Consider the following 12,416-nt stretch of genomic DNA (forward strand, 5'->3'; position numbering starts at 1 on the left):
GCCCAATTCCTAGCCGTAAGTAACGTCCCTTGAGAAACTAGACAGCTTCACCAAAATAGATTGAAGAAAGCTAAAGTATGCAGTTAATTGCCGCTTTGAGTACGGAAGTACTTTTGATTTCTTTTTTAGTGTGTGTCCTTTTAATCCCGAGCTCTTTCATGAACCAACTTAAGTTCCACAGCCTTTCTCGCCATATTTCAATAAGGTCAATACACTTGTTTTCCTCTGCTTGGTGAGTCGGCGAATTGGACAAAATCAAACTAATTTCATACTTTTGGTGTGTGTCCTTTTAATCTTCATTAATCTTTTACTTAAATACTATGTTAGCAGACAACCTAAACCGCGAGTTTAAGCCCTTCATGTGTCGCTTTGAATCCAAGTTTCTCATAGAACCTAATTGCATCAGGACGCTGCTTGTCACTTGTTAACTGAACGATTGTACAGCCTTTGTTTTTTGCCAGTTCAATAGCATATTCGAACATTTGCTCACCAAAACCTTGTCCACGATAGTCACTATGGATTCGAACACCTTCGATAAGACAACGCCAACTCCCAATATGCGTCAGGTAAGGAATAAATGTAATTTGAAGCATCCCAACTAGAGAGTTTTCCAGTTCAACAACCAGTAATTCGTTGTTTGGGTCTCGCGCAATTGCTTCGAACGCTTCAAGATACGCACTATTCAACGGAACAGATGCATCTTCTCTTTTACTACCTAGCGGGTCATTTGAAAGCAAAGCAACAAGACTTTCCAAATCTTCAAAATCAGCTGAACGATACTTTAATTCCATTTATAGATCCTTATTACTTCTGACTGCTAACGCTAATTAGACGGCTAACACCCGCCTTTAACTCTCACATAATGCCGTCTTTCACTTACTGACTCAATTACACATCGATACCTTATCAACAATGCAAGGAAGTTAGGTGCTAAGAGGTCCATAATTCCCAGATTAGCGGTGTTCGCATAACTTGCTGTAGTACAAATTTACACTAACAAGATATGAATGAGTATTTACTCTGAATGATTTTGGGGGCAAAAGTGAGTTAAACCGTAACCTTATGCTCTGTGACCTTATGCTCTGTGACCTTATGCTCACACAGTATTCTGTAAATGCTGTAGAGTAGAATCCTGCCGTGTAGGCACACGGCTAGTAGAATGACTATATTTGGTCTTGGGTTCTTTCTGTCAGTAGCTCCGAAACGGGCGGCTCGGTGTCAGAGCAAGCTTGCTCTGACATTACGGGGGTATTCTTAAAGTGTGTGTTCCTTTAAGTACTTAATTATAACTCACGCACCTATTCTTAAGGTGGGCATATACACCTAAAAGTGTTCATCTATTTATGATTTCATCACTATTTAAAAGGTTCACGATATTGGACACCTCAGCGAGTGCTGTTAGATGTACCTGTTGAGCAGGAATCATCTGTTCAAAAATAGATAATGAGCATGTCGTACATGCATCATGAACGATTGTGGCATTCAGGCCGTACTCTACTGTTGCGCGAGCGGTGCTACTGATGCACATGTGCGTCATCATCCCTGCTAGAACTACATCTGTAACTCCTAGTTCGCTTAAAACATTGTTTAGGTTAGTGCCCGCAAATGAATTGGGGTAACGCTTGATAATCAAGATCTCGCCTTCCAGTGGTTTTACACTCGAATGAATTTGCTGTCCTTTTGTTCCCTCTAACATAAACCCAAGTTCTGGTTTAGCGGCTAAATGTTGAATATGAATTATATTTTTTTGGATTTGCGAAAGTGATTCAATAATTTTGCGGCATTTTCTGCCGCCTTTTCTGGATAACTCAAAGGCATAGCGCCGCCTTCGAAGTAATCATTTTGGATATCGATAATAATCAGTGCTTGGCTCATGGTCGTTCTCCTTGATTTGATACTGACTACTTTACACTCAACCTACTGGTTGTATAATGTCCAAAACAGACTAAACCAAGTCATGTATGGACAATCACACAATCAAGGTAACCGTCCTCGCTACCGAGCATGCGATGGCTTCCGCTGTCACTGGTATTGGTGACATTTTATCCATTGCAAATCATGTAACAGACACCCTCCTTTTTGACGTACAAACCGTATCGCCGTCCCAAGTGGATGCTAGCCATATCCCAGATTTAGTTTTTATTCCCCCAGGAAAGCTCGGTTCGTTCAATCAGTATGATGACGAGATACTAGAGATGCTCAAGCGTTGGCACATGCAGGGCTGCACTTTAGCCGCCAATTGCGCCAGCGTATTCTGGTTAGGTCATGCAGGGTTACTTAATCAGCGCGCCGCAACGACACATTGGAAGCTATGCGAGCAGCTCTCCGATGAGTGTCCTTTAATAGTAGAGGTAAAACACCATGAGATGATCGTTGATGAAGGCAGTATTATTACACGGTTCTGGACTATTCGCTTTTCAAGATTTAACACTACATATAATTGCACGCTATGCTGGATTTGAATTAGCCACAGAAGTCGCTGATATTTGCCTGTTAGATTTCTCTGGGCGACTACAGGCCCATTACGAACGATTTATACCTGACTACAGTCATGGTAATTCAATAGTTTTGAAAGCACAAAAGTACTGTGAGCAAACTCCATGGAATGAGCAAAATAACCAAGTTATGGCCAACCTTTGTTGCGTAAGTGAACGGACATTAACTCGTGCATTTAAGAAGGTGTTGCGCTTAACCCCACAGCAATATCGATTGCGTTACAAAATGGATGTCGCTAAACGGGAGATTAATGTCAATAAACGTACAATTGAACAAGTCGCTTTTATGCTTGGATATAATGATGTAAGTAACTTTACACGCGTTTTCAAAAAAGTTGTTGGAATAACCCCTACTCATTACCGTTCACGTTTTTCAGCTGAGTGAACAGTTTAGGTAAAAAAGTTCTACGGAATATTGGGGCTATTGGTTGAACAGGGATAGTTCATATTGAGAGCATGAGGCCAACTTCCCCCGATATTCTACTTCTGATGCATAGATGATACCGCCAGTGATACAATGTTTCGGTTAGAAACCTACACATAATTAGTTGAGAAACAATATGACCGAATTCGAAAAAATGCTTTCAGGTGAGGAGTTTGACGGGGGCGCAGAGAGTGTTATCAATATTCGGCAAAATGCTTCGAATTTGTTGCATGCTATTAACCAAGAATACAGATGACGACCAACGTAGTGAACTGTTTCAACAGTTAATGAGCAATATTTCCGCTTCTAGCATCGTCCGCTCTCCATTTTACTGTGAATTCGGCAAGACGATCTCTATTGGAGAAAAGACCTTCATCAATATGAACGTGACCATGCTAGATGGCGCTAAAATCACTATTGGCAATAATGTGTTGATTGGTCCAAATACGCAACTTTACTGTGCTAGCCACGAACTGAACTATCTCAAACGTCGTAACTGGAAAACAATCTGTGCTCCAATTACCATTGAGGATGATGTGTGGATAGGTGGCAATGTTGTGATCAACCAAGGTGTGACTATTGGCGCTAGATCTGTGATTGCCGCTAACTCGGTCGTCAATTCTGATGTACCACCTGATTCTCTGTATGGTGGGACACCTGCCAAGTTAATTCGGGTGATTCATGAAAATGATCAGGGACATGAAAAACGATTTGCGGAGCAAATAACGAGGTAACCCATGTCATATTCAAAACTAAAACAAGGCGAGTCAATACCATTTAGTGAAACGCTGTCTATTCAGTTAATACAACAGAAAGATCTCGTTGATATCTTCAAGATGCTCGCAGACGAAAACGTTAACCAGTACCTGTTCTTTGCACCAGCAGACGAAAGCGTATACCAAGGCTTTTTTGGTCCTATCGTTGAGAACACTGAAGCAGCACTTAAAGAACAACAGTGGCCAGACAATCCAACATTTGTCATTAGAAATCATCAGGGCCAGTACATGGGAATGACCGCGATTACTCAAGTGATGTTCTTAGACGGCAATCGTGAAGTAGGCTATCAACTTCCAGTTCATGCATGGGGTCAAGGCATCGCTACCCGCGCGTGCCAGCTCATGACTGAATTAGCGTTTAAAGCGCTAGGCTGTCATAAGGTGTGTGCGGACTGCTATGGCTCAAACATAGGCTCGTACACAACACTTGAAAAGTGTGGCTTTGTTCAAGAAGGTGAACATACTGAATATTACAAAACTGCACAAGGGTTTGACTCTAAGCGGTTCTATGGCCTCACTAAGCAGCAGTACTTAAACAACGGTTGATAGCCTTGCCTACCCACTTAGTGAACGTGAAGTGGTTAACATAGTCAAACAAGCTTTTTGCTCTTTAACCACTTCAACCCTTCTCTTTTGGCAAGCCCTTCGATTTTCTCTGTTTCTATAAACCGAACGACAGATTCTGCATCGGTTTTTGAGTACTCTCTTAACACCCATCCAATGGCTTTTTGAATGAAAAACTCTTTGTCTGAGCGATTCTCTCGAATAAGTTCAAATAGTAGATCTTTGTCGGTATCTTGTTTGAATTTAAGCTGATAAAGCAATGTAGCGCGGCGTAACCAAATATTATCCGAAAGGCGCCAGCGCTCAATTACCTCAGCCGTTTTTTCAGGAAAGCGAACAAAGAAGCTCGCAACGATGTGAGTCGCTAACATGTCCACCGTATCCCACCAGGACTTCGTCGTGATCCAACGCTCTAAGCCCTCTAACATAGCTAACGGCAATTGGTTCTTTAGTTTGATAAGCAGGTCTACCGCGACCATTTGAAACTCTCGTTCGGGCTGTGCCCATAACTCATCAATCACGTCAGGAAGCTCATCGAAAGAAGGGCGTTGGCTTTTAGCAAATAACGGCTTCAATGCCGTTCTTCGTGGCATCGACTGAATACCAAAGAACTGATATTGGTCGCGCATGTATGCTTTCATAAAACAGGCATTTTCAACGTTCGCCAGAGGTACTAGCGCCAGTTTTACAGATTGGTTCCATGAATGCATCGCTTAACTCGACCCTTCGATAATACTCTTTAGGTTAGCATGTTAGTCTCGCCATTCTAGGATTTCAAACCCAAGCGTTGATTTAGGTGCGCACCTAGCGCATTAAGAAACTCGGCCGTAGCAACGACTGAGCCCGAGTAATTGACTTACACGATGCAAGAAAACCCTCTTTGTTGCCGTGTCGTAAAATGGCAATTATCCCCCATTGGACAAGGTTATGATCTCTTCATCAGCTAATCGCAGTCCACTGGGGAATCTAATATGAACAAGCTAATTACCAACGCTAATGTCTTTAACGGTACAGATAACAAACTGATTGAAAACGTCTCTATTTTAATTGAAGACAACCTGATTACTAAAATTGGTCACATTGACCCAACGCTCGCAGATGAAATCATTGATGCTCAAGGTGGCACTGTGATGCCGGGTCTTATTGATGCGCATGTACACATTACGCTATCGGGTGGCTTCACCATGATGGATTCGATGACTCACGATGAAATAGCGATTCGATCTGCAAAAATTTCACAAGAAATGCTCATGCGTGGTTTCACCACTTGTCGCGATGTCGGTGGTAATACGCTGGGTCTTAAAAATGCGATTGATAGTGGCTACGCTACTGGCCCACGCATTCTTCCTTCACAAGCGGCCATTTCTCAAACCTGTGGGCATTCGGACTATCGCCAGAATCAAGCTCAAGAGCGTTTAACCAATGGGCATGAAGATTCACCACTCATGAAAACAGGCACCTTTAAAGTGGCAGACGGTCGCTCTGAAGTGCTTAAAGCGGTGCGTGAACAGCTCTTCATGGGCGCGTCTCAAATCAAGATCATGGCAGGTGGAGGGGCATCATCCACATTCGATCCATTAGATACGCTGCAATACACGCTTGATGAAATGAAAGCAGCAGTAGAAGCCGCCTCAGACTACGGCACGTATGTCGCGGCGCATATCCATACGACGCCCGCGATGCACCGCGCAGCAGAAGCTGGCGTGATGTGTTTTGAGCACGCGACCATCATGGATGACGACATTGCCAAGGTCATTAAAGATAAAGGTATTTGGGTTGTCCCGTCTTACTTTACCTCTTCATTGATTGCTGAGCGTAAGATTCCCCTACCCAATGAGGAGACTTACAAAAAAACCGAACGCGTTGGTAAAGCGATGTTCAAATCAGCGGACTTGATTAAGAAATATGGTATTGAAAATCTGGCTTACGGCACAGACTGTGTGGGTACCGCGAATGTTCATGAAACCCAAATGCAAGAGCTCGGTGCGATTGAAAAAACATTCGATACGATTACCGCGCTTCGTATGGCGACGTCGAACTGTGGTCGCTTATTTGAAATGTCGACATACCAACACCCCTACCAAGAAGGCAAGTTAGGTCAAATTGTTGAAGGCGCTTACGCAGACCTTTTAATCATTGATGGTAACCCGTTAGAAGGCGTTGACTGTGTGATGAGTGACGATGCGAAGAAAGTGATCATGAAAGACGGCGAAATCTACAAAAATACTCTATAACCCTAAATACAAAAAGAGTGAATAATCTGAAAGCAAAAAGAGCCTAGTGATAGGCTCTTTTTGTACGCGACAACAATAGACTATTCATGATAGTTAACGACCGATGAAGCACTGAGTTGATAGCCCATCGTCACATCGGTATCCCCATCAACAAGATAGACATTATCTGTCTTTAAGTGAGAGGAAATCACCCCTTCAACCCAAACAGGATACTGCACAGTTTCTACTTCATACCCTTGCGGGTAAGAGACCCTAACAATTTGATTCGCTGGAGGGGGTGGCATATGAATGCACGCCCCAGCGGTAGGAACCAGCAAAAACTCCGTTGCGACTAAAGGCGCGCTAAATTCTATTGGAACGAGAAATCCCGGAATTCTAACATTTTTCCCATCAAAATCAGACGTTACCGCTTCTGCGGCGCGTTGTTGCTTTTCGATATACTCAGCGCGAAGTGTTAATAATCCATCGGCATCTAGCCCGTCAGCTCTTAAGGTTGCTTTTAGTTCAACTAAATCTTTATTGGTCTTAGGAGCATCATACTGGCTAAGCGTGAATATTTGCTGAAGAATCATTTTTTGCTGATAGCTTAACTCTGGCAACACCATTTGATTTTGCGCTTGGGCTGGTTTTAGATCCTGCCAATCTAATTGGGTTGGTTCACCAGAAAAACTACAAAATGAAACTGTCGATAATGAAACAATCGATGCAAAGAGGACAAAGAATCTATTCAATGCTTGGGTTCACTTATTGGTTGGTGGGAGGTCATTTCGAGGACTTCATCGGCTTAATAACAAGCCGATGAAGCATACCATGCGACTTAAAGAGCATTTTTATATATAACGCCATCTTTCATAATCAATGCGATTGATTCTGGAGACTCCGGTCGTTTGTCTGCGCCAAACCATTGATCACCCGTTCCCACAACAGAGAAATCTTCAAACGGGTTACCATCAAGAAGCAAAATATCGGCGTACGCCCCTTTTTCAATCACACCTAACTTAGCGTCTGGGTACGGGTTCATGAAATCACCCGATAGCGTGGCAATTTCACCCCCTACGGAAGTGAGTGTTTTCAAAGACTCATAGGCACCAAAAAAATCATTATTTAGCTTTTTCTCATAAGCAATTTGAATATTACAGGCATCAACTGAGCCTACACAGTCCGTTTGGAAGCCACGAGGCGCTGGACATTTTTTCATGTTTGGAATGTAGTCTTTAAACGCGGCAGAGGCCGATTTTGCTTTAGCCAAACTAGACGGAACGCTTTTCACCGCTGGAATTTCTAAAAGATTAGGGTCAAACGCCGTTAGGTTAGTCGTGATATACGCGCCTTTTTCCTTCATTAAATCTGAAATCTCACAGTCAAACATAAAGCCATGTTCGATTGATTTCACCCCGGCTTCTAGCGCCGCTAAGATGGCTTCTCTTCTGTAAGAGTGAGCCATAACATAGCTTCCATAAGTATTCGCCACCTCTACAGCCGCGCCTACTTCTTCCGGCGAACCCGCTAACAACTGCCAAGGGTCAAAGGCAGAAACGACCCCACCCGACTGCATGTACTTCAGCTGGGTTGCTCCCATGCGAAAGTTATTACGAGCATACTTCTTCACGTCGGCAACACTGTCAACTTCTTGAGCCATGTTTAAACGACTGAAGTTCGTTTCTTGCCCCACAGGCGCTGTGTAGTTTGCAAAATCTGCATGGCCACCACGAGTACCTAAAAATGCACCCGATGGGTAATAACGAGGACCGACAATTTCCCCCGCATCAATCGCTCTTCTTAAACCACCATTAGCACCACCAGCGTCACGAACAGTGGTGAAACCTTGCATCAAGTACATTTCAGCCATGCGTGTGCCATGTATTGCAAAGTCTTCCCACGTCGTATTCGACTCCATGGCGGGTAGCGTCGGCCCCATCAACATTAAATGGGCATGATTTTCTATAAAGCCAGGCGTCAATGTTTTACCGGATCCATCTATGATAACGGCATCATCACGCACTTCGATCGTTTTGGCTGAGATCGATGCGATCTTATTGCCTTCAACTAACACAAAATGATCTTCGTATAACTTGTCTTCAGTACCGTTAAATATGTCCACATTTTGGAATAATGTTTGTGGAAGTTGCGTCTCTTGCGCAGCGCTGCCTTCTTCCGTAGCAAAGCTAAATGACGTCATCAACGCTAAAGATGAGGCGAGTAAAGTCTTCTTCATGATATATCCTTATAGTGAAGTCCTTCGTTATGTTCAGATGATTCCTAACCGCTTCAGGGAATGACTTAAGCTAAAATGACTTAGCTAAATAAACACCCTTGCCCTTATACCCATTACCCACGCCGAACTCTCGCTGGAGAAAGAAGGGTCTTTGATGTATTGAATATCAGGCGTAACTTGCAAGTAATCTCCAAACTGCATGTTGTAGTACAGTTCAGCGGTCCACTGTTGTTCTGAGTTGGCGATTGGTTGCAATATTTCTTCATTTATCTGCGACCAATTCATGGCAAAGCCTAGATTATTGGTTGGCGCACCCAGACCAAAATAGCCAAGCCCCGCGCTCAAAGATTTGTCGTAAAGGGCTACTTGTCCATCAGAGATACCGCCACGAACGAACGGCATTATTTGCGGTGTTATAAACTGACTCCAAGAAATATTGACGCCTTTGCCTCCATCGGTAAAACCCGGTGTTGGATAATTCAAATTGTGTCTTGTACCCTCACCAAAATCCCATAACGTCACATGAAAGTTGTCGGTATAGATCTGCTCTTGTGAAGCCGTCCAACCCAACTCTATTGTAGAGAAGTAAGCCGCGTCATTACCAAAAGCGCTATTAAAGCCGTCAAAAATATCCTCGGACTTACCATTAGCATCGGCGATACCACCGACGACATAAAAGTTATCTCCTAGCATATGACCCACCGACAGTGCCAATATGCCGTCATCAGGCAATCCCATGACACCCGAACCCGTGGAAAATGCGAGGTTAGTAAAGCCAGACCATGGACTCGCTAAGGCATACACGTCGACATAATTGGTGACATCTTGCCAACCTACTATGATGGTGCCTTTACCATCGTTGACTTTTTGCTTCCAATTTAAATCTGTGACTCGAAAGCCTTGGTCGCTAAACGCAGGCGCGATCAAGCCTGCATATCCAAGGCCATCTTGTCCTGAGAAATTGTCGATAAACGCAAAGTTCTTGGGCGAACTGTCGCCATAGGCATGACGATGCTCGACCTTCCAAACCAAACTACCACTTTCATTACTGCCTTTATTCAATAAATGCCAAGAACCATAAACCCGCGCGACGCCAGAAGACGCACTTACCGAGTTACCCTCAGAGCCGTTAGGTGAGGTTAACCCTAATGCAAAATAATCAGCCCCAAAGGTAAAACCATTCTCCGTGAGTTGTTCACGCCAATTGAGCTGCTGTGTTTTTTGTTGTGCGATGGTATTTTCTACCGAATTTGGACCTTCAAAATTGGCACTATTCGCAGAGGTGAGCATAAAAGAGGTAGAAGCCGCTATGCATAGACACGCTATTCTTGTGTGATTAAAGATCGTTGCCATTCAGCCGAGTTCCTTTCGATGAAATAAACGTAACTCTATAAAACTAGCACATTTTCTCCTATGTGCTCCGGCTAACACATAATACTCCCCCTCCCCGTTTAAACACAACTTTGGTCGCGTAAGCGATGAATGATGACTAAAGGAAGGCGTTCTCTTCAAAAATAGCAGAACCTCGAACACCCAAAGTTCTGCCATGTGACAAATTAACGCTCTAGACTCGACGTTTTTTAAACGCATGCCAGCCCGCGCTTAACATCGTTTTCACCACTACGCCAAGCGCACTTAAATGAGGATCGGCATTTTTCCCCGCGGCAATCCGCCACATTTGATGCTCGTACCAAACCAACCCGACCATCGCCATTTTATCCAAGGCGGGTTTACCGGTCGTCGGGGCAATGAGTGGCATACCGTAGTCTGGGTTGTCGATGAGCTTATTGGGGAAATCGGGATCCACCGCCATGGTGCGTGCTAGACCAATAAAATCCGTCACGGAAGTGGATAACGCTTCATTCATTGCGGGCGCCGTGCGAAAACCGCCCGTGACCACTAGCGGTGTGTCTACCAGCTTTCTCACTTTTTCCATGTAATCCAAAAAATACGCTTCGCGTTTTACTGTGCTGGCCTTAACGGGTTTATCTTTATCTTTAGAGCCCATCATGGACGGGCTTTCATAAGTCCCACCTGATATTTCGATGAGATCGATGCCATTTGCACTGAGCGCTTGCACTACCTGCATAGACTCTTCTTCAGTAAAGCCCCCTTCATAAAGTCGGCGCTATTGAGTTTAATACCCACCGGAAAGTCATCACCCACCTCGCGACGGATCGCCTGATACACGTCAACGACAAAACGAAGTCTATTCTCTAGTGTTCCTCCCCATTTATCCTGACGCTGGTTGTGCCTGGCAGATAAAAACTGACTAACCAAATAACCATGCGCACCGTGAATTTGCACCCCTGTAAATCCGGCTTGCTTCGAAAGTTTGGCACTTAATGCAAATTTATTGATAATGTCATAAATTTCAGTTTCACTCAGCTCACGTGGTGTATTGAAGCCTTTTTCTAATCCACGTCCGAGTGAAATAGCAGAAGGAGCAACTAAGCTCATCACATAAAAATTTCGGGATCTGCTTGCCTGGGTGGTTAAGTTGCATCCATATTTGAGTACCACTTTGTTTTCCAGCTTTTGCCCACGCCCTAAAGCGTGCTAAATCACTTTTCTCATCTAACACCACGTTTTTAGGTTCGCCCAACGCACGTCGATCCACCATAACATTACCGTTAATCGCTAAGCCGATACCGCCTTTAGCCCAACGTTGATAAAGGGTTACTAAGCCTAAGCGGTAGGGTTATGTTGCTTGTCAGCGAGCTGTTCACTCATCGCCGATTTAAACAACCTGTTTTTAATCGATTGACCATTAGGTAGGGAGAAAGGTTCGCTGAGATTAATTGAATTCATATGTGCTCTTATCTGCTATCTGGCTTGATTTGGTTGATTGGTTGATTGATTGATTGGTTGGTTGGTCGAGTGCGATAGTGTCGAACCGAGGGTATCGCAAATATTATTATTGAGAAACATCATGGGCGGTGTCGCCCACTTCAGAACATCGACAATCGATACGCTACACTCTTTAACAAAACTCGGTCAACTCATGATGCGTTAATTGAGACACGATCCGCCTCTCTTCATCGCCGACATGAGACCCAGAATGTTCAAATAAGGACACCTTTAACTCTCGTAATGTGGTTGAACAAGAGCAAAGCACGGACCCGATAAAACGCCATGGTCTAAAATATGTCACTGACCTTCGATCAGTGACATCCCCTACTCTCTATGCATGTCCTATGCATGCTTCATTTTGGTAGCAAGCGCAAATCGGTTCCAAGCATTGATCATTATGACTTGCATCATGGCTTGAGCGACGAACTCTTCACCTAAAAGTTCAAGGCACTGCTGATAAGTGGATTCCGATACGCCAGAGTTGGCGATCAGTGTCATTTCATCAGTAAGCGTTAGTAGCGCCTTTTCTGTTTTGCTAAACAATGGTGACTCTTGCCACGCTGCAAGCGCAAATAATTTCTGTTGTTCAATGCCTATCTTCATCGCTTCCGTCGTGTGCATTTGAATACAGTACGCACACTGATTTATTAAGGAAGCTCGTATCTTAATCAGCTCTTTTAGCTGACTGTCTAACTCGGTTTCCGTTAGATAATTTTCTATCGATAGCATTGCGACTAGTGCTTTTGGTTGAACTTCTGCAAGATTTATACGTTTAGCCATTGTTACACCCTCATAGGATTATTTAGCATCGCCTTAATACGATGTTGGTATTGTGCATCATTCGATTTAGTCGCA

The 12,416-nt window shown here is 43.8% G+C and carries 12 protein-coding genes and 2 pseudogenes; 5 read left to right on the top strand and 9 right to left on the bottom strand.

Annotated features, from left to right (window positions below):
* Positions 1-335 precede the first annotated feature (335 nt).
* The 3 genes from AC0L66_RS17635 to AC0L66_RS17645 form a co-directional block, all read right to left on the bottom strand.
* Positions 336-791, bottom strand: coding sequence for a GNAT family N-acetyltransferase (locus AC0L66_RS17635; protein ID WP_473570145.1), 456 nt, complete (start codon positions 789-791; stop codon positions 336-338).
* 542 nt (positions 792-1,333) lie between these two features.
* The gene (locus AC0L66_RS17640) at positions 1,334-1,774 is read right to left on the bottom strand and encodes an isochorismatase family protein (RefSeq protein ID WP_473570905.1); all 441 of its coding nucleotides are present in this window, start codon (positions 1,772-1,774) and stop codon (positions 1,334-1,336) included.
* Entirely contained in the window at positions 1,738-1,875 is a 138-nt protein-coding gene (locus AC0L66_RS17645; protein WP_473570146.1) for a hypothetical protein, read from the bottom strand. The genes AC0L66_RS17640 and AC0L66_RS17645 overlap by 37 nt, the downstream gene beginning before the upstream one ends.
* A gap of 86 nt (positions 1,876-1,961) precedes the next feature.
* Here AC0L66_RS17645 and AC0L66_RS17650 point away from each other — a divergent pair, with 86 nt between their 5' ends.
* The 4 genes and pseudogenes from AC0L66_RS17650 to AC0L66_RS17665 all read left to right on the top strand — a co-directional run bounded on the left by AC0L66_RS17650 (position 1,962) and on the right by AC0L66_RS17665 (position 4,241).
* Positions 1,962-2,462 (top strand): DJ-1/PfpI family protein, encoded by a 501-nt coding sequence (locus AC0L66_RS17650; RefSeq protein WP_473570148.1) that lies wholly within the window; start codon positions 1,962-1,964, stop codon positions 2,460-2,462.
* A complete protein-coding gene (locus AC0L66_RS17655; RefSeq protein ID WP_473570150.1) occupies positions 2,377-2,880 on the top strand; it encodes a helix-turn-helix domain-containing protein in 504 nt (167 codons plus the stop codon). The genes AC0L66_RS17650 and AC0L66_RS17655 overlap by 86 nt, the downstream gene beginning before the upstream one ends.
* Positions 2,881-3,055: 175 nt before the next feature.
* Positions 3,056-3,653, top strand: a pseudogene (locus AC0L66_RS17660) (sugar O-acetyltransferase).
* A 3-nt stretch (positions 3,654-3,656) separates the two neighbouring features.
* Positions 3,657-4,241, top strand: coding sequence for a GNAT family N-acetyltransferase (locus tag AC0L66_RS17665; protein ID WP_473570151.1), 585 nt, complete (start codon positions 3,657-3,659; stop codon positions 4,239-4,241).
* 44 nt (positions 4,242-4,285) lie between these two features.
* Here the strand turns inward: AC0L66_RS17665 and AC0L66_RS17670 are convergent, their stop codons facing one another.
* Positions 4,286-4,969, bottom strand: a complete 684-nt coding sequence (locus AC0L66_RS17670) for a DNA alkylation repair protein (protein WP_265675379.1) — start codon at positions 4,967-4,969, stop codon at positions 4,286-4,288.
* A gap of 261 nt (positions 4,970-5,230) precedes the next feature.
* On the opposite strand from AC0L66_RS17670, the gene AC0L66_RS17675 reads away from it, so the two are divergent.
* The gene (locus tag AC0L66_RS17675) at positions 5,231-6,493 is read left to right on the top strand and encodes a metal-dependent hydrolase family protein (RefSeq protein ID WP_265675380.1); all 1,263 of its coding nucleotides are present in this window, start codon (positions 5,231-5,233) and stop codon (positions 6,491-6,493) included.
* A gap of 80 nt (positions 6,494-6,573) precedes the next feature.
* Here the strand turns inward: AC0L66_RS17675 and AC0L66_RS17680 are convergent, their stop codons facing one another.
* The 5 genes and pseudogenes from AC0L66_RS17680 to AC0L66_RS17700 form a co-directional block, all read right to left on the bottom strand.
* The gene (locus AC0L66_RS17680) at positions 6,574-7,224 is read right to left on the bottom strand and encodes a DUF3299 domain-containing protein (protein WP_473570153.1); all 651 of its coding nucleotides are present in this window, start codon (positions 7,222-7,224) and stop codon (positions 6,574-6,576) included.
* 86 nt (positions 7,225-7,310) lie between these two features.
* Complete coding sequence (locus AC0L66_RS17685; RefSeq protein ID WP_265675382.1) at positions 7,311-8,708, bottom strand: metal-dependent hydrolase family protein; 1,398 nt, start codon at positions 8,706-8,708, stop codon at positions 7,311-7,313.
* A gap of 84 nt (positions 8,709-8,792) precedes the next feature.
* Positions 8,793-9,998 (bottom strand): carbohydrate porin, encoded by a 1,206-nt coding sequence (locus tag AC0L66_RS17690; RefSeq protein WP_473570906.1) that lies wholly within the window; start codon positions 9,996-9,998, stop codon positions 8,793-8,795.
* Between the two features lie 274 nt (positions 9,999-10,272).
* A pseudogene (locus AC0L66_RS17695) lies at positions 10,273-11,519 on the bottom strand (NADH:flavin oxidoreductase/NADH oxidase family protein).
* Positions 11,520-11,903: 384 nt separating this feature from the next.
* Complete coding sequence (locus AC0L66_RS17700) at positions 11,904-12,341, bottom strand: carboxymuconolactone decarboxylase family protein (protein WP_473570155.1); 438 nt, start codon at positions 12,339-12,341, stop codon at positions 11,904-11,906.
* Positions 12,342-12,416 lie beyond the last annotated feature (75 nt).

The organism is Vibrio sp. GJ43-1, assembly GCF_055808835.1.